The sequence below is a fragment of the Herbaspirillum sp. WGmk3 genome (genome assembly GCF_023952535.1).
GTDB classification, from domain to species: domain Bacteria; phylum Pseudomonadota; class Gammaproteobacteria; order Burkholderiales; family Burkholderiaceae_D; genus Herbaspirillum; species Herbaspirillum huttiense.
The window spans coordinates 498,471-520,537 of sequence record NZ_JAKYWT010000002.1 but is presented as its reverse complement, the minus strand read 5'-3'; the positions used below and the strand labels follow the sequence as shown (position 1 = coordinate 520,537).

Annotated in this window: 10 protein-coding genes; 2 read left to right on the top strand and 8 right to left on the bottom strand. The window is 64.8% G+C overall.

The features are described from left to right. From MKD49_RS08320 to MKD49_RS08285, 8 genes are all read right to left on the bottom strand, one after another. Positions 1 to 3,099, bottom strand: a complete 3,099-nt coding sequence (locus MKD49_RS08320) for a non-ribosomal peptide synthetase (RefSeq protein ID WP_252696032.1) — start codon at positions 3,097 to 3,099, stop codon at positions 1 to 3. After that, positions 3,096 to 15,296: a non-ribosomal peptide synthetase gene (locus MKD49_RS08315; RefSeq protein WP_252696031.1), complete on the bottom strand. Its 12,201-nt coding sequence runs from the start codon at positions 15,294 to 15,296 to the stop codon at positions 3,096 to 3,098. Before MKD49_RS08315 ends, MKD49_RS08320 begins: the two co-directional genes overlap by 4 nt. A 24-nt stretch (positions 15,297 to 15,320) precedes the next feature. Continuing rightward, positions 15,321 to 16,253, bottom strand: coding sequence for a TauD/TfdA family dioxygenase (locus MKD49_RS08310; RefSeq protein ID WP_252696372.1), 933 nt, complete (start codon positions 16,251 to 16,253; stop codon positions 15,321 to 15,323). Positions 16,254 to 16,352: 99 nt separating this feature from the next. After that, positions 16,353 to 17,036, bottom strand: coding sequence for a 4'-phosphopantetheinyl transferase superfamily protein (locus tag MKD49_RS08305; protein ID WP_252696030.1), 684 nt, complete (start codon positions 17,034 to 17,036; stop codon positions 16,353 to 16,355). Further along, the gene (locus MKD49_RS08300) at positions 17,011 to 17,766 is read right to left on the bottom strand and encodes a thioesterase II family protein (protein WP_252696029.1); all 756 of its coding nucleotides are present in this window, start codon (positions 17,764 to 17,766) and stop codon (positions 17,011 to 17,013) included. The genes MKD49_RS08305 and MKD49_RS08300 overlap by 26 nt, the downstream gene beginning before the upstream one ends. After that, on the bottom strand, positions 17,763 to 17,978 hold the full coding sequence (locus MKD49_RS08295; protein ID WP_209584958.1) for an MbtH family NRPS accessory protein: 216 nt from the start codon (positions 17,976 to 17,978) through the stop codon (positions 17,763 to 17,765). The genes MKD49_RS08300 and MKD49_RS08295 overlap by 4 nt, the downstream gene beginning before the upstream one ends. 173 nt (positions 17,979 to 18,151) lie before the next feature. Next, on the bottom strand, positions 18,152 to 18,658 hold the full coding sequence (locus tag MKD49_RS08290; RefSeq protein WP_252696028.1) for an RNA polymerase factor sigma-70: 507 nt from the start codon (positions 18,656 to 18,658) through the stop codon (positions 18,152 to 18,154). Positions 18,659 to 19,653: 995 nt separating this feature from the next. After that, positions 19,654 to 19,857, bottom strand: a complete 204-nt coding sequence (locus MKD49_RS08285) for a hypothetical protein (protein ID WP_252696027.1) — start codon at positions 19,855 to 19,857, stop codon at positions 19,654 to 19,656. 736 nt (positions 19,858 to 20,593) lie between these two features. Between MKD49_RS08285 and MKD49_RS08280 the strand changes: the two genes are divergently transcribed. Both MKD49_RS08280 and MKD49_RS08275 read left to right on the top strand, forming a co-directional pair. Beyond that, positions 20,594 to 20,848, top strand: a complete 255-nt coding sequence (locus tag MKD49_RS08280) for a hypothetical protein (protein WP_252696026.1) — start codon at positions 20,594 to 20,596, stop codon at positions 20,846 to 20,848. 756 nt (positions 20,849 to 21,604) lie between these two features. After that, positions 21,605 to 22,018, top strand: coding sequence for a winged helix-turn-helix transcriptional regulator (locus tag MKD49_RS08275; RefSeq protein WP_371925448.1), 414 nt, complete (start codon positions 21,605 to 21,607; stop codon positions 22,016 to 22,018). Positions 22,019 to 22,067: the final 49 nt, after the last annotated feature.

The window sequence follows — 22,067 nt, the reverse complement described above, 5'->3', positions numbered from 1 at the left end:
CTAGGCCTGTTCCAGCAGGGCGTCGCGTTGCGCAGCGGGCATCTCCAGCAAAGTGCGGCGCAGGCCGGCCAGCTGCTCCAGGGCGGTCGCATCGGGCGCCTCTGCGCGCAGCGCGGCCGCCAGTGCGGCCGGGGTGGCATGGTCGAACACCAGGGCTGGGGCGATGTCGACCTGCAGCAGCTTGCGCAGCCGCGCCACCAGCTTGATGGCCAGCAGCGAATGACCACCCGCTTCGATGAAGTCGCTCTCGCGCCCCAGCACTGCACCGTCGGGCAGCAGTTGCTGCATGGTGTGCAGGACGATGAATTCGAGATCGTCGCGTAGCGCTTCGGCTTCACTCCCCTGCCCTGCGCGCGCCGTCTGTTCTGCCAGCCTAGCCAGCAAGGCACGCCGGTCGACCTTGCCATTGGCCAGCCGGGGGAAGGACGGCAGTACCACGATGCGGGCCGGCTGCATCGGTTCCGGCAGCAAGTCCTGCAAAGCGCTGCGCAGGCTGTCGGCGACAATGCCGTCGCCGGTCACCCAGGCCACCAGGTGCGCCGGCTCACCCTGTGCCGCCGGCGACATGACGCAAGCCTGGCGCACGCTAGGCTGCAGCAGCAGGGCGGCTTCGATCTCCGCCGGTTCGATGCGGAATCCCCGGATCTTGACCTGCTCGTCGGCCCGTCCCAGGATGCGCAAACCACCTTGCGGCAGATAGCAGGCCAGGTCGCCACTGCGGTACCAGCCCTGGCGGTCTTCCTCTGGACGGTTCAGGTAACCCCGGCTGCGCTGGGCGCCGGCGATGCAGAGCTGGCCGATGCCGCCCACTGGCACCGGGCGCAGATCGTCGTCCAGGATCGCCACGCGGCAATTGGCCATCACGCGGGTCAACGGTACCGCGCCGGCATCGTCGGCCGCATCGGCGGCGCAACACGGATGCCACATCACCCCCACGGTGGTCTCGGTGGGGCCATAGTGGTTGAAGATGCGGGCCTGCGGCCGGCACTGCCAGATCCGCCGCAACAAGGCAGCTGGCGTACTCTCGCCGCCCAATACCAGGGTCGCGGGCAAGACCGCCGATCCGCCATCGAGCAAGGCGTCCAGATGCGAGGGCACGATCTTGATCGCATCGACCTGATGGCGCTGCAGGAAGGCGGCGAAGTGCGCGCCATCCTGCATGTCGCTGGCGTCGGCAATGGCCAGTTCGGCGCCATGCAAGAGCGCGCCGAACAAGGCCGTATTGCCCAGGTCGGCCGCCACCGTGCTGGTCAGGCCCCAGCAGCGGCACTGTGCCAGCGCCATGCCTTGCGAGGCCGCCACCACATAGTTGAGCAATTGTTCATGCTCGATCAGCACGCCCTTGGGGGTGCCGGTGGACCCCGAGGTATAGAGCAGATAAGCCAGATTCTGCAGGCTCGGCTCGATGGCAGGCGCATGCGCGGGATAGCCCTGCAGATCCACGGGCAGCACGGCGTGGCGCCAGCCCGCTGCGGATGCGGCCTTGCCATCATGCAGCACCAGCGCCGGGGCAGCATCGGCCAGCACGGCGTGCTGGCGCGCCACAGGCCAGTCCGGATCGATGGGCACATAGGCTGCGCCGCAACGCCACACCGCCAGCAGCGCCAGCACCATGTCCGGCGAGCGCGGCAACACCAGTGCCACGTGTGCACCGCGCGCCACGCCCTGCGCCTGCAGCCAGTGCGCCAGCTGGTTCACGCGCTGCAGCAGTTGCGCATAGCTGATCCTGCTGCCGGCACTGGACAAGGCAATGGCCTCGGGGGTGGTGACGGCATGCGCGGCGATGTGCGTGAGCAGACTGTCACCGCTCAACGCCAGGGTCTGTGCCTGTGCCGGCAGCCGCTGGGGCCACACTGCGGCATCCTCCCATTGCCATTGCGTCCAGGCCGCATCGGGCCGGGCCAGCGCCTCGCCCAGCCAGGCTTCGTACTGGCGCAGCAGTCCCGCCATGGTAGCGGCATCGTAGCGGCGCGCGTCGTAGTGCAATTCCAGCGCGGGCGCTGACGGATCGGCCAGATCGACTTGCAGGGACAGTGCCAGTCGCGCATCGCGGCACGCCTGCCATTGCAGCTGCCAACGCAGCGCGCCATCCTGCCAGCCCCCCGCAGTGTGACGGGCGCTGAAGCCGATTTCCGGCAGTCTGGCCGCCAGATCATCGGGCAGGTATTCCTGTGCACCTACGTGCTGTTCACACTGGGCGGCCAGTTGCGCCGCCAGTTCGCCGAGCGTTGCTTGCGGCGCCAGGTTCAGGGTCAGCGGCAAGGTCTTGCCATAGAGGCCCAGCGCCTGGGCCATGGGTTCGTAGTCGTCGCGGCAATCGTGCTGCCACGCGCAGGCGACCTGGCCGACTTGCCCCAAGCGGGCCAGCAGCGCCAGCCAGGCCGCCTGCAGGACGGTGGCGGCGTCCAGTTGCCGGTTGGCCTGAAGCGCCTGCAGGCCAGTGGCCGGTACAGTACCGATACAGCTGCGCACGACAGCCGGTACAGCCGTACCAGACACTCCCTCGCGCCGATAGGACAAGCGCAGCGCCGGCACCTGGGCCAGTTGCTGGCCCAGGGTGGCCCAGTAAGCCTGGCCGATGCGGGCATCGTCATCCTCATCGAGAGACTGGCGCCATTGCACGTAATCGGCATATTGGAAGGCTTCCTGGGCGGGTGTTCCCTGATCGCGGTACTGGCGCCGCACTTCATCGGCCAGCAGCCACAGGCTGCGGTGATCGGCCACCAGTGGCGAGGCCGCCAGGAGCAGGCGGCCTCGCTGCGCCTCATCCTGGGCCAGCCAGGCCTGGATCACCTGCCCGCACGCCAGGTCGAAGCGAGCCGTTGGCATAGGGGTGCCGGGCGGCAACCTGTGCAAGCGCAGGTTCTGTGCCGGTGGCTGCGACAGCGGCGCCTGGCGCAGGCCGCGATAGCCTTCGGCCTGGCCGAAGGCATGGCGCAGGATGGCGTGGCGCGCCACCACCGTTTCCCAGGCAGCCTCCAGGCGGGAGAACTCCAGCGGACCTTGCCAGTCCAGTTGCAGGGTACGGGTGGCCTGTGGCTGCGCCTGCTGCAGGCGCTGTTCGGAACTGAGGGCGACAGTCTGGTCCAGTGGCATCATGCTGCACCCTCCGGCAGTTCAGTCGCCGCAGCCGAAGGGGTAGCGACCTCGGCACGTTCCACCATGGCCCCCATGGCCACGACGATCTTGCGCGGGCCCTCGTAGGGATCGCGGGCATGCGCGGCCAGCATGTTGTCCAGCATGACCACGTCGCCCTGCTGCCAGTCGAAGCGTACCGCGCACTGCTCGTAGAGCTCGCCGATCAAGGCCATGGTGGCATCGGGAATGCGCGTGCCATCGCCGAAGAGCACATTGCGCGGCAGGCGCTCCGGCCCGACCATGGCCAGCAGGTCTGCGCGCACTTCCGGCTCCAGGCAATACGGATGGTGCAGCTGCACCTGGTTGAAGAACACCTGGGCCCCGGTGACCGGATGCACGATCACGGCCGGGCACAGCGTGCTGGTCTGCAGGGTGTCGTCGTCGAGCCAGCGATAGCTGGTGCCGGCCGCTGCCAGCCTGCTTTCGACCACGGTGCGTTCCCCGGTGCCGAAGAAGGATTGCCAGCTCACATCCAGGCGCGGCGTGAAGGTGCGCACGTAGCGCAGCTGCTTCTGCTCGAACTCGCGCCGCAGCTCGGCCGGCAGGCGACGCAACATCTCGCGGCAATCGACGATGGGGGTGGCACCGCCGACCGGCGAGGGCAACTCGCAGAAGAACCATTGCTTGCGCGGCCAGCGTTCGATGTGGGCGCTCTCGTTGTGGTACAGGATCATCTGTTTCTCGGGATAGGGCGTGGAGCGGTAGGTCTTGTTGCCGCCCTCCTTCTTGGGCAGGTCGCCGTAGCTGCCATACAGTTCGGGCTCGATGGCTTCGGCAAAGCGCTCGAAGTCTTGCGGCGTGGCCAGGCCGAAGCGGCGGAACAGGATGCCGCCATGGCGTTCCAGCAGGCTGGCGATCAGTGGCTGGTTGGCGCGCGCCCAGGCGACCGTATCGAGGTCGGCACTGGTGGCTTCCACCAGCAGCGGGAAATCGGCGCCGGGACGCAAGGGGCTCATGCGCACGTGCGCCTTGGGAGCTGCAGCGCTCAGGCCCTTGAGCTTGCTCAGCTTGTCGAGCTTGCCCGGCGCCAGAGGCGCGGGGGCAGTGGAAATGGAAGCAGTGCTTGGCATGGTGACGGGTTCTTTCATGAGAGGGATTTCATACCGGGACAGCGGCCATTGCGGATGCGCCACGATCTGTTGCAGCAGCGCGGTCCAGGCCGCCGCCATGCGCTCGATGGTGCTGCCTTGGAAGACCTGGCTGGCATAGACCCAATCGGCCTGCAGCGCGCCCTCCACCGGAGTGACGAAGAGCGCGATGTCGAACTTGGCATGGGCATGGCGCGATGGCAGTGCCTGCACCTGCAAACCGGGCAAGTCAACGTCATGCACGGGCATGTTCTGCATCACGAACAGCAGTTGCACTAGCAGGTTCCAGCGGCGGTCGCGCCGGGCCGCAGCGAGTTCGGCGATGCGTTCGAACGGCGGCGAGCAATGGGCAAAGGCATCCAGCACGGCGGCGCGTGTGGTCGCCAGCCATTGCACGAAGCTCTGTTCGCCCTGATGGCGCGAGCGCAGCGGCAACACGTTGACGAAGAAACCGACCATCTCTTCCAGCGCCTCGTGCTCGCGCCCGGCCACGTCCGTGCCGATGAGCAGGTCTGCCTGGCCGCTCAGGCGGTGCACCAGCAACTGGAAGCTGCCCAGCAGCAGCATGAAGAGCGTGCAGTCGCTGTCGCGGGCCAGCGCTTGCAGCTGCTCCGTGAGAGCCTGGGGAATGCGCACCGACAGGCCCGCGCCGTCTGCGGACCACACTGCCGGACGTGGCAGGTCAGACGGTAAGGCCGGCTGCGCGGGCGCCCCTTGCAGCGTCTCCCGCCAGAATGCTTCGTCGGCGGCGCACACGCCCTGCTGCTGCTGCCAGGCCGCGTAATCGCCGTATTGCAGCGTCGGTACCGGTAGCCCAGGCGCCCGTCCTGTGTGAAGCGCACGGTAGATGGCCGAGAATTCGCGGATCAGCACGCCGACCGACCAGCCATCGGCAGCGATGTGATGCACGGCCAGCAGCAACACCTGGCGGGCGCGCCCATCGCTTGCCGGCGCCAATTGCACCAGCACGGCGCGCACGAGCGGTGCGGCGCCCAGATCGAAGGGACGCGCCGCTTCTTCACGCATCAATGCGTCCAGCCTCTGTTGCTGCGCGGCCGGCGCTTGCCCGCGCAGATCCTGTATCGCCAGCAGCGGCGCACTGTCTGCGGGCGCGGCGATGCGGGCGAACGGTTCGCCGTCGTCATCTTCGTGATAGCTGGTGCGCAGGATCTCGTGACGCTGCACCAGCAGCGCCAGCGTCTGCTCCAGCAAGGCCGGAGCGAGTGCGCCATCGAACTGCAGCGCTGCAGTCATGTTGTAGGCACCCGTACCCGGCCCGCTCTGCATGCGGTGCACCAGCCACAAACGTTGCTGCATCGGCGAGAGCGGCATGCGTGGTGTGCGCGCCACCGGCAGCAGCGCGGCCTGCACGCGTTGGGGTGCACTGGCGCGGGCGATCTCGGCAGCCAACTCCCTGAGCACGGGTGCCGCGAACAGGTCGCGCAGCGTCAGCGCGTGCTGGGGATGACGGGCGCGCCAACGCGTGACCACGCTGGTGGCCAGCAGCGAATGCCCGCCCAGGGCAAAGAAATGGTCATCGCGGCCGACCTGCGGCAAGCCCAAGACCTCACACCAGATCGCCGCCAGCGCCTGCTCGATCTCGCCTTGCGGGGCACTGTAATTGCTCTGCTGGCTGATCTGCACGGCCGGCAAGGCCTTGCGGTCGATCTTGCCATTGGTGTTCAGCGGCAATGCCGGCAGCACCATGATGATGGCCGGCACCATGTACTCGGGCAGATGCTCGGCCAGTGCGCTCTTGAGCGCCGCCTCGTCATGGCTGGCGCCCTGATGCAGCGATACGTACGCCGCCAGCCGCTGCCCCTCTACCGCCACCACCACCGCTTCACGGATGGATGGCTGCGCCAGCAAGGCCGCCTCGATCTCGCCCAGTTCGATGCGCAGGCCGCGCAGCTTGACCTGATGATCCAAGCGGCCCAGGTACATCAACTGCCCGTCTTCGCGCCAGCGCACCAGGTCGCCGGTGCGATACAGGCGCTGGCCGTCGCTGGAGAACGGGTCGGCGACGAAACGCTCGGCCGTCAGGTCCGGCTTGTTCAGATAGGCGCGGGCCAGATTGACGCCGCCCAGGTACAGCTCCCCCGCTACCCCCGGCGGCACCAGCTGCATTGCCGCATCCAGCACATAGGTCCGGGTGGCGCTGATGGGGCGGCCGATGGGTACGCTGTGGCCTGCGTCGTCGGGCTGGCAAGTCCAGTGGGTGACGTCGATGGCGGCTTCGGTCGGGCCATACAGGTTGATCAGGGTCGCCTGTGGAAGCTGGCGCTGGGTCTGCTGCTGCAATTCCATCGGCAGCGCTTCGCCGCTGCAGATCACCCGGCGCAGGCTGGGGCAATCCGGGCCGTGGCCGTCGTTGACGAAGGCTTGCAGCATCGAGGGCACGAAGTGCAAGGTAGTGATGCCGGCTTGTTCGATCAGCGCCGCCAGCCGTGCCGGATCGCGGTGTTCACCGGGCGCGGCCATGACCAGTTCGGCACCGGTCATCAGCGGCCAGAAGAATTCCCACACCGAGACATCGAAACCGAAGGGCGTCTTCTGCAGCACCCGGTCATCGGGGCCCAGCCGATAGGCTGCCTGCATCCATGCCAGCCGATTGTGCAGGCTGCCATGGCGGTTCGCCGCCCCCTTGGGCTGGCCGGTGGAGCCGGAGGTGTAGATGACGTAGGCCAGTTGTTCCGGATGAATCGGCAGGCCGGGATTCCCGGCAGGCAGAAGACCGGACAGTAAGGCGACATCAACGATACGGCAACCGGACACTTCCGGTAACTGGCCCAGTACACTTGCGTGGGTCAGCAGCAGAGAGGTGCGGCTGTCTTCGATGAAGTAGCGCAAGCGCTGCGGCGGATGATCGGGGTCCATCGGGACGTAGGCGGCCCCGGCTTTCATGATGGCCAGCAGGGCCAGCACCATGTCCTCGGAACGCTCCATGCAGACGCCCACCCGCTGATCGCGGCTGACGCCCTGTGCGATCAGCCAGTGTGCCAGTGCATTGGCGCGGCCATTGAGCTGGCCGTAATCCAGCGCCTGTCCGGTATGCGGCACGCGCAAGGCCGGCCGGCCGGGGTGCGCCTGTGCCTGCGCCTCGATCAGCGCCAGTACGTCACCGGCCTCATGCGTTTGCGGGTTGCACGACACGACTAGCGCTGCCGCTTGTTCAGCCGGGCTCTGATAAACCAGTTCCGCCAGCGGCCTGTGCAGATGGCTGCCCAGTTGCAGCAGCAGCGACTCGGTGAGCCGTTGCAACGCCTCGGCCGTGCCGGGCGCGATGAGCGCGGTGTCGTAGCGCCACTCCAGTTGCAGCCGTTCGGTCAGCGTGGCGATCAGGGTGAGCGGGTAATGGGTCTCTTCGCGGTTGTGCAGCACTTCCAGGCGCAGTCCCTGCTGCTGTTCGGCCTGCAGGGCCAGGTCTAGGGGATAGTTCTCGAACACCAGGATGCTGTCGAACAGTGATTGTCCGGGATGGCCGGCCCAGGACTGGATGTCATAGAGCGGCGTGCTGTCGAATTCGCCCACCGCCAGGTTGCTGGCCTGCAGGGTCTGCAGCAGCGCTTGTACCGTCATCTCCGGCTGCGTGCGCGTCACGATGGGCAGGGTGTTGATGAACAGGCCCAGCAGTTCGTCGGCCCCTTCCAGCTCGCTCGGACGGCCCGCGACGGTGGCCCCGAAGATTACCGTGGCTTGGCCGCAGTAGCGCTGCAGTACCAGGCACCAGGCGGCCTGCACCAGGGTATTGAGGGTGCATTGCTGTTCGCGCGCGAAGGTCTGCAGGCGCGCTGTGGTCAACAGGTCCAGCATGGCGATGCAACTGGCCTGACCCTTGCCCGGGCGCTGCAGTGGCGGCAGCGCGTTGACCAAGCTGGTCGGCCCGTCCACGCCGCCCAATTGGCCGCGCCAGAATCGTTCGGCCTTGCTGCGGTCCTGCTGCTGCAGCCAAGCGATGTAATCGCGGTAGCACAGCGCCGGCGATGCCAGTGTGGTGCCCCGGTAGACCCGCAAGACTTCGCCGATCAGTTGCTGGGTGCTCCAGCCGTCCAGCAGCAGGTGATGGCGGGTCCAGATCAGGTGATGCACCTGATCGGCCACCCGTACCAGGCTCAGGCGCATGAGCGGCGGATGCTGCAGATCGACGCCGCGCGCATGCTCAGTGGCGGCCAGGGCCTGCAGGGCCGGATCCTGGTCGAGACGCTCGCGCCAGTCATGTTCCTCGATGCTCAGGACGGCATGCCGCGCCACCCATTGCAGGGGGTGTTCGCTGTGCGCCAGGAAGCCGCTGCGCAGGATGTCGTGGCGTTCCAGCACGCTCTGCCAGGCCTGGCGGAAGCGCGCCACGTCCAGGCGATGCAGGCGCACCTGCAGCTGGTTCAGGTAGGCGCCACCCTGCGGGGCCAGCATGGCGTGGAACAGCAAACCGGCCTGCATGGGCGAGAGCGGATAGAGATCGGCGACGCGTTCAGCCGGCAGGCCCTGCATCAGGGTGTCGAGCTGGGACTGCTGCAGGCGCGCCAGCGGGAAGTCCGAAGGCGTCGCCAGGCCGCGCACCTCGGCGCAGTGGGCCAGCAGCGCGCGCAGGTTGTGCAGGAATTGCCGCAGCAGCGCGGCGATGGCGGGCTGCTGGTGCAAGGCGCTGCAATACAGGCACTCCAGATGCAGCTGACCATCGCTCACCATGGCCGTAAAGTCCAGCAGGCAGCGGCGCAGGCTGGCCGGATCGCGCTCCTGCTCGGCCAGTGCCGCCGTGCGAGGCAGCATCTGCCATCCCGAGGCCTCCGGCAGCGCATCGAAGCGGCCGAGGTAATTGAAACTGACCTGCGGTTGTACCCCGGTATGCCCGCTCTGGCTGCGCCAGAGTCCGTAGCCCAGACCCTGGCCCGGAACTTGGCGCAACTGCTCCTTGATCCCGGTCAGCAAGGCCGCCGGCGCGCTGCTGGCGACCGCCAGCTGGACCGGATAGAGCGCGGTGAACCAGCCCACAGTGCGACTCAGGTCCGGCGCATCGCCGCTCGCGCCGGGCAATTCCTCGCGGCCGTGGGCTTCTACCTCGATCAGGATACGCTCGCGCTGCGTCCATTCGCACAGCGTCTGTGCGGCGGCCGCCAGCAGGAGGTCGTTGCTGCGCGTGCGGTAGGCGGCATGGGCTTCACCGAGCAGGAAGGCAGTGCTCTCCCTGTCCAGCACCACCGCTTCGCGGGCACTGCGGGCGACGGTGTTGTCCTCGCGCTTGCCGACGCTGTGTGCCGGGGTGCAGGGGAGATCGTCGTTGGCCGTCTGGGCCAGCTGCTGCCAATGGACCTGTTCCGAGGTACCCAGGCGCGCTGCCGACACGGCGCTGGCCCAGGCGCTGAAGCCGCTGCTGCTCTGCGGTGGCACACCCCCTTGCAGCAGGCTCACCAGATCCTCCAGCAGGATGCGCCAGGACACTCCATCGACGGCCAGGTGATGCGCAATGAGCACCAGCACGCCGCGCGTCTGGCGCGGGCGGGTGAGCCACAGTACCCGCCAGAGCGGTCCGTGGGACAGATCCAGGCTGCGCTGTGCCCGTGCAATCGCGGTCTGTTGCGCAGCCTCGTCAGCGACTTGCCGGGCCTCGAAGCACTCGCCCGCGTGCGGCGCCACGGTCTGCCGCCAGATTCCGGCGTCATCCTGGCGGAAGCGCAGACGCAACGCCTCATGCAGTGCCCCCAGTCGCTGCACGGCATGATGCAACTGATCCACCGGCGTATCGGCCGGCCCCTCCAACAGCACGCTCTGGTTCCAGTGCGCAGGAGGCTGGGCATGATGCTGGAAGAACCATTGCTGGACCGGCGTGAGCGGCAACAGGTGCGGGTCGGGCTGCGCCGGCGCGGGGGTGGTCGCGGCGGGGACACTGCCCGGCCCTTCCAGCGGCACCGCCAGCGCGGCCACGGCGGCCAGATCCTGCGCCTGCATCAGCTGGCGCGGCGTGAGGCGCCAACCCGCCTTGCGCAGGCGCGCCACGATCTTCAGGGTCAGGATGGAATCGCCGCCAAGGGCGAAGAAATTATCACGGCGACCGATCTGGGCCACGCCCAACACGTCTTGCCAGATCGCCGCGATCACGCTTTCGGCGCCCTCTTGCGGGCTATCCTGCATGGGCAGTCCGGCATCGGTATCGCGGCTGTCCTGCGGCAGCGGCAAGGCCTTGCGATCGATCTTGCCATTGGCCGTCAGCGGCAATTGTGCCAGCACCACGAAGTGGGCCGGCACCATGTAGTCGGGCAGTCGCGCCGCCAGTGCCGTACGCAGGACCGCCGGATCGGCGGTGCCGACCAGGTAGGCGCACAATTGCACACGCTCCTCGGGGCCGGGCACGGCCAACACCTCGGCTGCGCTCACGCCCGGTTGGGCGCGCAGGACGGCCGCGATTTCCTGCGGTTCCACCCGATAGCCCCGGATCTTGACCTGGTCGTCGACGCGGCCGAGGAAGACCAGTCGGCCGGCGCGGTCCAGTTTCACCTTGTCGCCGCTGCGATAGAGGCGTGCGCCGCTGCCAGCAGGATCGGCAATGAAACGCTCGGCGGTGGCGCCCGGTTTGCCGTGATAGCCGCGTGCCAGGCAGGCGCCGCCGATGTAGAGCTCGCCGGCTGCCCCGCACGGCACCGGGTTCAGCTCGGCATCAAGAACCTGTAGCGACAACTGCGCCAGCGGCTGGCCCAGCGGCAGCGGCAAGGGTTCTTCGGCGCGTAGCACCTGGGTGAGCACGCCGACCGTGGTTTCGGTCGGGCCGTAGTGATTGACCACGCGGCAGTCCGGACGCAGCGCCAGGATCTGTTGCAACAAGGCCGGGCTGGTGCTCTCGCCGCCGACGACCAGGGTATGGCGCGGCAAGACTTGCGCGGCCTGTGCCGATTGCAGCAGCGCTTGCAGATGGCTGGGCACGATCTTGAGCACATCGACGGCGCGCGCCTGCATGAAGGCAGCGAACTGCGCCGGATCGAAGGCAGCCTCGGCCGGCAGCAACTGCAGCGCACGGCCGGAACAGAGTGCGCCGAAGAAGGTGGTGTGGCCCAGATCGGCCGCCACCGTCGAGGCCATGGCCATGCTGCGTACACTCTGCGGCAGCGCCAGTCGGGCCAGCAGCGCTTGCACGTAGTTGCCCAGCGCGCCACGACTCACCGCCACGCCCTTGGGACGGCCAGTGGAGCCGGAGGTGTAGATCAGATAGGCGACCTGCTGCGGCTGCGCCTCAGGCCAGTGCTCTTGCGCTGTCTGCGCCACTGTATTGGCAGTGGCAGGTGGAATGGCTAGGTACTGTGCTGGTGCACCCGGCAAAGTGTGCAGGCGCTCTCCTTCGGCAGTGGTCAGCAACAGGCAAGCGCCGCTGTCGGCCAGCTGATAGGTCAGTCGCTCATCCGGCAATTGCGGGTCCAGCGGGACATAACACGCGCCCACACGCAGGCAGGCCAGCACGGCGACGACGAACTCAACCTGACGGCTGCTGGCGATGGCCACCCGCGCTTCGGTGCTCACGCCCAGCGCACGCATCCGCTGCGCCAGGTGGTCGACCTGGGCACGCAACTGCTGTGCGTTCAGGCTGACGTGCTCATCGGCCACGGCCAGCGCCTGCGGCGCGCGTTCGGTGTGAGCCAGCCACAGCGCGATCACGTCTCCGGGACCCGCCGTGGCCTCGCATTCGGCCAGCGGCGCCACCAGCGGCGCCGGCGCTTGCGGCCACGTCAGGCCGGCCAGCGGCAATGTCGGGGCAGCGCAGACCTGTGCGGCGAACCCGGTGAGGGCGGTGGCCAGCTGGCTGATCTCTTGCGGCGTCCAGCGTGTGCTGGCATAGGCAAACAGGCAGCGCAGTTCTTCCCCCTCCAGGCTGAAATCCAAGCTCAGATCGAAGTGGGCCTGCCCTCCGCTCAATTCCTCCAGTTGCAGCGACAGTGCACCGGCCTGCCATACCGGCAAGACCTCGCGTTCGGTGCACTTGACCTGGCACAGCGGATGCACGTGCGGCTGGCGCGCTGGCTGCAGGGCTTGCACCAACATGTCGAAGGACACGTCCTGATGCTGGCGCGCCGCCAGCACCGTCTCGCGCACCTGGCGCAGCAAGGCGTCAAAGCCCAGGCGGCTGTCCAGGCGGGTGCGCAGCACTTGCAGATTGAGCAGATAGGCGATCATGGCGCGCGTCTGTGGATGGCTGCGCTCGGCCATGGGCGCGCCCACGCGCAGGTCGCTGCAACCGGTGGCGCGATAGAGCAGCAGATCCAGCAACGCCAGCATACCCATGAAGAGCGAGCAGCCTTGGGCCGCGCACAGTTCGCGCAGCGAGCGCGCAGTAGCGGGTGGCAAGGTGAAGGCATGACGCGCTTCGGGCAAGCCCTCTTCAGGGCTAGCCTGGCGGCGGCCGTCCGGCAGCGGCAAGGCTTCGTGCTCGCCGCCCAGCTGGCTGCGCCAATAGTCGAGCTGGCGTGCGATCTCGGCGCTGTCCAGCTGCTGGCGGTGCCAGAGGGCGTAATCGCTGAACTGCAGCGCAGGCTCAGCCGGCAAGGGCTGGCCCTGGCTATGGGCAGCATAGAGGGCGCACAGGTCCTGCAGCAGCACCGGCAGGGATTGGCCATCGGCGGCGATGTGATGCAGCGTGATGCCCAGCGCATGGCGCTGTTCATCGATGCGCACCAGGCAGGCGCGCAAGGGCCGCTCCCGGTCCAGCGCAAATGGCAGGTGTGCGCGCTGCTCCAGGCACGCGCGCGCCTTGGCCGGATCGGCGCACACTTCGTCCAACACCTCCAGTACACCTGGGCGGGCCGGCAGCGCTATCTGTACCGGTACACCGTCGGATTGCAACCGGTACACCGTGCGCAGGATGGCGTGGCGCGCGGCCAGATCATCGAGGCTGCGGCGCAGCGCTGCCACATCCAGCGCCCCCTGCAGATGCAGGATGCCCGGCATGTTGTAGGCCGCGCTGCCGGGGTCGAGCTGCCAGGTGGTCCACAGCGAATGCTGGGCCGGCGACAGCGGCAGGCCAGCTTGGCGCTGGGCTTCGCTCAGCGCCGCGATGGCGGCCAGCGGCTGGCGCGGCGCGCTCTGGCGCACTGCCTGCAATTGCTCGGCCAACTGCTCCAGTTGCGGATGTTCAAAGATCAGGCGCACTGGGAAATCGATCTGCCATTGCTCCCCGATGGCTGCGGCCAACTGCACCGCCTTGAGCGAATTGCCGCCCTGGCGGAAGAAATGCGACTGGCCGGCTGCTGCGGACGTATGCATGACGCGCTCCCACAGCATGCGCAGGATGGCAGTTTCCGGGCTGTAGTCGGCGGGCGCTGTGTCCGCGCAAGGCGCCGCTTCAGGTTCGCCCTGCAGGCGGCCAAAGGCGTGGATGGCATAGGCATCCAGGCTCTGCGTGCGCCAGCCTTCGCGACAGGCGCTGCGCTGCAACTTGCCGCTGGAGGTCTTGGGCAGGCCGCCCGGATTGAGCAGCACGATGACACTGGCGGCCTCGTTGCAGGCCTGCACGATGCATTCCTGCAGTGCCTCCACCAGTTGCTGCGGCGCCACCATCTTCTGTACGCTGCGTGAGATTTCCAGTGCCACCCCGATGCCTTCCACGCCCTGCGGATGCCATTCACGCGGGATGGCGAAGGCCGCCACACGACCCTTGCGGCTCAGGTCGAGCTCGCTCTCGATGGCGCGCTCGATATCCTGCGGATACAGGTTCTGGCCGCGCACGATGATCATGTCCTTGCTGCGGCCCGTGATGAACAAGGCGCCCGCCCGGCAGAAGCCGAGGTCGCCGGTGCGCAGCCAGTGCCGGCCATCCTGTTCGACGAAGGTGTGGGCGCTGTCGTCCGGACGGCGCCAGTAGCCACTGGCGATGCTGGGACCGGCGGCCCAGATCTCGCCGACCTGTCCCTCTGCCAGCGCGGTGCCCGTGGCCGGGTCGGCAATGCGCAGCGCATGGCCTTGGGGCGAGATGCCGCAGGCGACCAGATGGACCGCATCCTGCTCCTCGCCCGCGACCTCCGCGCGGCCCTGGCGCAAGCCCTCGGCATCAAAGGCAGCGACCTGCATCCCCTGGCCGCGCTGCCCGCCGGTAACCAGCAGCGTCGATTCGGCCAGGCCATAGCAGGGATAGACGGCATCGGCGCTAAAACCGCTCTTGCCGAAGCATTCGATGAAGTCTTGCAAGGTATCGTGGCGCACCGGTTCGGCGCCCGAGAAGGCCACCCGCCATGAGGACAGATCCAGCCCCGCCGCGCGTTCGCCACGGATGCGGTCCACGCACAGCCGATAGGCAAAATCGGGGCCGCCGCTGATGGTGCCGCGATGTCGGGCAATGGCTTCCAGCCAGCGCACCGGACGTTCCAGGAAGAAGGCCGGCGACATCAATACCACCGGAATGCCGCGGTACAGCGGTTGCAGCAGCCCGCCGATGAGACCCATGTCGTGATACAGCGGCAGCCAGCTGACGAACACGTCCTGGCTGCCCACGCCCAGGCGTTCCTCGATGGCGGCCTCGTTGGCCATCAGGTTGGCATGGGTGACCATGACGCCCTTGGGACGTGAGGTGGAGCCGGAGGTGTATTGCAGGAAGGCGACGTCGCCAGGGGCAATCATATGCTCATGGAAAACCCCCTCCCCGGCCCCCGTCTCATCCACGGCGAGCATGTCGGCCTGCCCCGCCAGCGGCGCCGCCGCGGCCTGCAATGCCTCGCGCACGGCGGCGGTGACCAGCCAGCAGGCCGCACCGGCGTCCTCGGCGATTCCGGCCAGGCGCTGCAGGTGCTGCTGGCGCATCGACTCCGGACGGTGCAGCGGCACCGCGATCAGGCCGGCCGCGAGGCAAGCCAGGAAGGCGGTGACGTAGTGATGGTCATTGTCCAGCAGCAGCAAGGCGCGCGCGCCGGGGGCATGGGCCTGTTGCAGGCGCGCGGCCAACGCACGCACAGCGGCGGCCAGTTCGGCGTAATCGAAGCTGCGCTCGCCCTCGGCGTTGACAGTGGTCAGGGCCAGGTCATGCGGGCGCGTCTGCGCCAGTTGGAACAGGCGCGCGACGATGTGGGCGGCGCGGTCGGAGGATTCGGCGGAAATCGTCATGGATGGCAATCCTGGGCAAAGAAGTCAGTCGAGATTGGTGTGGGAGCGCGACATGGCTACCACCACCTTGCGCGGGCCGGAGAACGGCGTTCTGGCGTGGGCCACCAGCATGTTGTCGAGCATGAGGACGTCACCCGGCTGCCAAGGGAAGATCACCGTCTCGGCGTCCAGCACTGCGCGCACCTGGTCGAGGATGGCATCGTCGATGGTGCTGCCATCGGCCCAGCAGACATTGCGCGGCAACTGATCCTCGCCGACCAGATCGATGAGCGATGCACGCACTTCCGGCGCCAGGTTGGAGGCATGGAACAGATGCGCCTGGTTGAACCAGACCATCTCACCGGTGACCGGATGGCGCTCCACGCCCTGGCAGCGCTGGCGCGTGCGCAGGCCATCGTCGTCCAGCCATTGCCATTCGATGCGTTGGCGGCGGCAGAAGGCTTCTACTTCGGCGCGCGTCTCCACGCCAAAGACCGCCTGCCAGGGCAGGTCGAAATCATGGCTGTAGTGGCGCACGTACAGCAGCCCCTGGGCGAAGCGATCGCGGATGGCCGGGGGCATGCTGCGATAGATCGCACGGCTGTCGGCGATCGGAGTCTCGCCACCCACTGGCGAGGCTGTCACACAGTGGAACCAGATGCGCATGGGCCATTCGCGCGTGTAGGCCTGTTCGTTGTGCAGCGGGATATGCTGGTGCGCCGGGTATTCGGTGGAGGTGTAGATGCCATTGGCCACCGATGAGCGCGGCGTGGAGGCGAATTCGTAGCGCAGCAGCGGATCGCCGAAGCTGGCCGCGAACTGCTGGAAGTCGGCCACGCTGGGCACCTCGAAACCCCGCAGCAAGACCCCGCCGACGCTGCGCAGATGCGCCTCGATCTGGTCGGCCAGATGGTCTCTGGCCTGGGCCAGCGTCTGGCCGGCGTGTGCGGGCTGCAGTAGCGCCGGCAAGGCCTGCATGCCCGCATCAGGCCGTGGATGGCGGCTGAAGGTCAACGATGGCGACGAGGTGGCGACGGGCGTATTGAGGGTGGCAATGGTCAAGGTGATTCTCCGGAATCAGGCGTCGATCCAGGCCAGCGCGGCGGCGTGGCCGGGCAAGGTGGACAAGGCGCGTGCATGCAGCCGCGCGGGGGCGGGCCAGTGCGGCTGCTGGTGGAAGATCTGGTAGCGCGGATGCGTCTCCAGGTGGATGTCGATGGACTGCAGGTGCTCGCCTATGCCTATGCCCAGTGCCTTGAGCACGGCTTCCTTGGCGACCCAGCGGTGCAGGAACTGCGCTCCATCCAAGGGGGCGGTCAAGGCAGCCCATTCGCGCGCGCTGAACACCTGACCGGCCATGCCCTGCAGCTCTTGCGCCTCGGCGGCGATTGCGCGTTCGACGTCGATGCCCAGTTCCAGTCCCGGCGCCAGGGCCAGCAAACCGATCCGTCCGGCATGCGCGAGATTGAAGGACAAGATGCCGGGCACAGCCAGTTGCGGCTTGCCATGCGCGTTGCGCACCAGCGGTACGGCTTGCGGCGCGCAGCCCAGCCGCTGGCTCAGCAGGCGGCGCAGCAGCGCGCGCATGCAGCGAAAACGCCGGGCATCGTCGCTGCGGCGATAGCGGCGCGCATGGGCGCGCTCCTCGGCGTTGAGCACCAGCTCATCTTCTGCGCCGTCCCCGCAGCCCAGGTCGAACAGGACCTGCCACAGTTCGATCTGGGCTGGGATGCCCTCAGGCGTGGGCAAGCGCTGCAGCATGATTGACGTACGCGGAGGAAGTGGGCTGCGCCTGCAGATGGCCCTGCAGGCGGGCCAGCAGCGCGTCCTGCTGGGCTTGCAGATAGAAGTGGCCGCCCTCGAACCAGTCCAGCGTCACGGGGCCGCGCGTTTCGCGCCGCCACGCCTCCAGCGCCGCTGCGCCAACGGAATCGCTGATGCCGCCATAGACGTGCACCGGCAGATCGAGCAAGGCGGCGGTTTCGATGGCCGGGCGCTGCGCCTGGAAACTGGTGCACACGCGATAATCGGCGCGCAGTACCGGCAGCGCCAGTTCCAGCAGCTCAGGGCAGTCGAAGACTTCATCGCGGGTACCGCCCTGGCGGCGCATGGCACTGATGAGGGCCGCATCGGAGTCGTCCGGCTCGATCCACTCCCGCGCCAGCGGCGCGGCGCAGGCCGACACCATCAGGGCTAGCGGCGCCGGCCAGCCGCGCTGCGGCAGCACCCGCGCCAGTCCTTGCGCCAGCAGTCCGCCCATGCTGTGACCGAACAACACATAACCACAGGAGGGTGCAGCAGCAGTGGCCAGCTCATCAGCCAACTGGCCGAGCAGCACGGCATAGTCTTGCAGCAGCGGCTCGCGGATGCGGCGGCCACGGCCGGGCAGCTCGACGGCCTGCAGCCGTGCCGCGCCTTGCAACGCAGACTGCCAGGGGAAGTACATGCTGGCACTGCCACCGGCGCAAGGCAGGCAGAACAGCGTGATCATGCCTGGCCCTGGCCTTGCATGAATTCGCGCAGGCTGCGCGGACGCATATCGGTCCACACCGTTTCAATATGTTGCAGGCAGGTCTGCTTGCTGCCGCTGACGCCAGTATCACGCCAGCCGCCGGGGGTGCTCTTGTAGTCGGGCCACAGGGAATACTGCTCTTCCTCGTTGACCAGTACACGAAATACGCCGTCTTCGCGATCAAAGCCCATCGTTCGCCTCATCTTTCATGATTCGCGGTGAACGTGCTGAAACTGTTCACCAGGTTTGTGGAATATTCATATTGCAATCTGCAAATACGAATCACTCTTATTTATTGAGACGAATCGCGACGGCATAAATTTATAGTTTCTTGGCGGTGGACAGGCACGGATAACCTGGCGTCTCAGATCACTTTCTTGAGACAGCAATGTGTCGCGTCGCGGATCATGAAGTTGACGAGCGTGGTGGAGACGCCGAGGTACTCAGCCACTTCGCGCTGGGTATAGCCATCCAGGCGGTGCAGCTCGAAGGCCCGCAGGGTGCGCTCCGGCAGTGTTGATAAGGCGCGGACGACGTTCCCTAGGGCCTGCCTTGAAATGCTTGCGCCCTCGGGAGTTGCCTGGGGGCATATGACGCCGGCGCCCTCCTCTTCCTCAGCGAACATAAAGGACTCAATCGCCATGCGGCGCTGACGATCGATCGCCAGATTGCGTACGATCTGGGACAGGAAGGCTTTCGGATGGCGGACGGAGAAAGCCTCAGGCAACTCGGCAATTTTGAACCAAGCGTCCTGCACGACGTCCTCCGCACGCTGGCGACATCCGAGAATGCGTGCAGCTGCATCACGCAACTGGACACGGCAAGCGATGAACTGCAGGCGCAACTCGATAGGATCGGTATGCTCAGACATAGCGCTTCTCCTTTACAAATACACGCGTGCCCCGTGCACTCCTTCGTTTTACCGGAAGCAGTTCAAGGGAAGTGACGAAGCGCGTCCTCAACTAACTATCCTCGGCGGTGGGATAGCAGCGGCACAGAGCGTGTTCTGACTGTTTGGATGGCTAACGACCGTCGATCGCGGCAGAGGGATCGAGGCAATGGCTGTCTGTTTGGTGGGGTATTTCTTAACTGCATTGTCACGACAGGCGGCGAATAGCACTACAGACGCTGGATACGTACGTCGCAATCTTGAATATCACTTACGTCGCAGATAATAACAAGAACTATTATCAATTGAAAGGACCTTCTGTAGTGTTTTTGAGGCGAACACTGTTGATTTGCTAGCAGAATTGACCCTCGCCAGTTGGCCCTTTTTCTACTGCCTTCCAAAGGCGGGCATGGGGCCGTAAGACCCTTCATATCCCAGCTCTTTTAGATCCAGGAACTCTGTTCCAGGGTTCTTCGTTGCTTGGGAGATTTGACGGATTCAGAACTCAGCCGAGCAGAGAGCCTGGGAGCGAACAGATCAAGAGCTAGGCGAATGCCTTGCGGGGTATGCTGGTTCGATCGCATCCGAACGGATATAACGGCGAACACTATTGCGGGAGATGCCCGGCCGGCGCGCGATTTTCCGGATAGAGATATGGTCTCTGATGTACCAGCGCCAAATAATTTCAAGTAGGGCCACGTCTATCACTCCGTTCTCCTGCTCGCTGTCATGAGCAGGATTGTGGTCTAAACATGGGTCAACTTAGGATACAAATTTCCTTAGAAATGGAGTGAACCCCTCGGGCTGGCAAACGACGCCTTCCAAATCTCTTGTGACAAGCCATATACAAAGCCAAGCTCATTGACATTGAAGGCTTCGCACCTTTCGTACGAGAAATCTAGTTCTTACGTGGTATTCGGCTACAGTTCCCTACCCTCAGATAGCCAGCTCGTTCTCAGAGCTCTGCAAGTATTCGCCTACAGATCAAGAACGCCCTGAATTTTGGTTAGCTTTTGCTGGGCTTGGGCCAGAAGACGCCGATTTATATCGGACTGCCGCAGTATCGTTGCCACCTTATGCCAATACAAACCACCTACATCGCCGCTTTCTTGCTCCAACTGGAGAAGTGTATCAAAAGCGATTTTGAGGTCAATCTCAGGATATATATCTACGTTGGGCATGGCATCACCACGTCTGATGGAGATGTTTTCAGTATAGGTTCAGAATGAGACTAAGCAAGGAACCATTCCCAGTGACAACAGCGTTCCCTGCGCAGCTCGTATTGCGCAGTACTAAAGACTTGAGCCAGCTCAAGTCACGTCTAGCCCAAGTTCGGCCAATCAGCTCGATAGCCCTCCCCCCTTTCGCTCCTCCTTAACCTGATTACCTTCTTTTGTTAGCCAACAGCTGATAACTACCTACTCGACCACTTCTAGGACAGGCGTGCCTACTTATCTATATGGAATCGCATCTCAGGTCTCCCAAGCGGGAGTTCCTGAGGGACTGCGGTTCCATATTGTTCGTGTTCCGCGGGCTCATCTTGTGAGTCCACAAAGAATCGTCAAGCGCGCATTGGCAGAACTCAAACCGCAGATCGCGCCGCTGATAAGCAGTCTGTTTTTGCAAAAGATGGTCGTGGCATCGATGGGCTGGGCGACTATGCTTCTATATTTTTAGCAGCAATGAACGAAGCCACGCAACAGGCCTTCGTGTGGTGGAACGGGGGGCGAGACGACGAAGAGCGCCCTCCATGTATTCGACACGCTCGCTGAGATTCGGGATTTTGCTACGCGCCGACCTGGGCCTACAATCACAATCGCCGAATATGGCCTTGGACGGCATCCCCAAAAAAAATCGCACTCGTCGCTTACTCCCTACTTCTGGAGCGCGTCAAAAATTGGGGAATTACCAATTTACATGAACTTGCAACTGATTGTTCACCATGAGGAGAAGAGAATGGGCAGACCAAAGGGATCGAAGAATAAGCCAAAGCAAAAAGTACCGGGTTTCATTTCGGAGCCCAGCGGCAGACTGAACGTCCGGGTAAGCTCAACGACGCGCGAAAGCCTGGTGCAATTGAAAGAAGACTTTGGTCTGAATACTCAAGAGGAAGTTTTGGAAAAAACTGTCTCAATCGTTATGGCGCTGCGCAAAGTCCTTACCGCTATATAAGAGCGGGTTGCTCGCCGGAATTGATCGCAATTGTCTCAGCGAGAAATGCTATCGAGTTGGTCACGCTCATCTCCCTTGCTCAGCGCAACATCAGTAAAACTGGAAGCTGCCTATATGCGATTTGAAAGCTGCGCTGACTCGACCTACTATTCAGGCAGGTGGACTTATCTTTATAAACGAGACCACCCCTCGCTTACACGAGAATTCTGACTCGCCCGAGCAGGTCAGAGGCCGTTGCGAAACTACATTTCATTTTTATCTCAAAAGTGCGCATACATATGGTCTCTGCCACTCTATTGGATGTACCCGACGACTTTCCCAGATCCCGCCAACTTTCTGCCATTGGGGGCGCTCAGCCTAAATTGCTGCTGCGGCAGGTCCAAGGCCGATACTGGGACGGCTGGACCGACTCCGAGCTAGTGGAAAGATTTGATGTGTGCCGCAGGTTTGTGGAGTACCTCACGCCCTACTGCACCGAGAAGCTTACTAGGCTACCTGGAACAACCGTCGAAACTCTTCTACCTACAGTTCGCACGAGAATAGCCGACAAAAGATGGGGCTACACCGAGGCAGAGTTGGACTGGATACTTGATCAGATTAAAATAAGATTGCAAGAATAATAATTTGGTCAGCACCTCTACACATTGGTCATGTGAGTTGCATCCAAAACTGCCCCACTTTCCCGGGAAACATGCATCCTAAGCTGACCCATGTTTAGACCACAATCCTGCTCATGACAGCGAGCGGGAGAACGGAGTGATAGACGTGGCCCTATTTGGAATTATTCGGCGCTGGCACTTCCGCGATCGCATCTCGATCAGGGAAATCTCCCGCCGGCTGGACATCTCTCGAAACACGGTTCGTCGCTATATCCGATCCGGAGCGATCGAGCCATCCTGCCCATCCACGCGATCATCCAACTCCCTCGATGGATTCGCGCCTCGACTTTCAGCTTGGCTCAGCGCCGAGGCGGTCAAATCGCGCAAGCAGAAACGAACCCTGAAACAGATGTTCCTGGACTTAAGGGAGCTGGGATATGAAGGTTCGTACGACCGTGTAGCAGCCTTCGGGAGGCAATGGAAGGTGGGGCAAACGGAAAGGATCAATTCTGCGAGCAAATCAACACACATCAGTACCAACCTCCAGCTACGGTCCGTCGAGCCCGGCTAGAATCGAATAGGATCGACAACCGACTCACTGCCTGACGGGCTACAAATTA

Bases quoted from the DNA above. Each gene is read 5' to 3' on its own strand.
- MKD49_RS08320 (WP_252696032.1), bottom strand. From the start codon at position 3,099: ATGATGCCACTGGACCAGACTGTCGCCCTCAGTTCCGAACAGCGCCTG.
- MKD49_RS08315 (WP_252696031.1), bottom strand. From the start codon at position 15,296: ATGACGATTTCCGCCGAATCCTCCGACCGCGCCGCCCACATCGTCGCG.
- MKD49_RS08310 (WP_252696372.1), bottom strand. From the start codon at position 16,253: ATGCAGGCCTTGCCGGCGCTACTGCAGCCCGCACACGCCGGCCAGACG.
- MKD49_RS08305 (WP_252696030.1), bottom strand. From the start codon at position 17,036: ATGCTGCAGCGCTTGCCCACGCCTGAGGGCATCCCAGCCCAGATCGAA.
- MKD49_RS08300 (WP_252696029.1), bottom strand. From the start codon at position 17,766: ATGATCACGCTGTTCTGCCTGCCTTGCGCCGGTGGCAGTGCCAGCATG.
- MKD49_RS08295 (WP_209584958.1), bottom strand. From the start codon at position 17,978: ATGGGCTTTGATCGCGAAGACGGCGTATTTCGTGTACTGGTCAACGAG.
- MKD49_RS08290 (WP_252696028.1), bottom strand. From the start codon at position 18,658: ATGTCTGAGCATACCGATCCTATCGAGTTGCGCCTGCAGTTCATCGCT.
- MKD49_RS08285 (WP_252696027.1), bottom strand. From the start codon at position 19,857: ATGCCCAACGTAGATATATATCCTGAGATTGACCTCAAAATCGCTTTT.
- MKD49_RS08280 (WP_252696026.1), top strand. From the start codon at position 20,594: ATGAACTTGCAACTGATTGTTCACCATGAGGAGAAGAGAATGGGCAGA.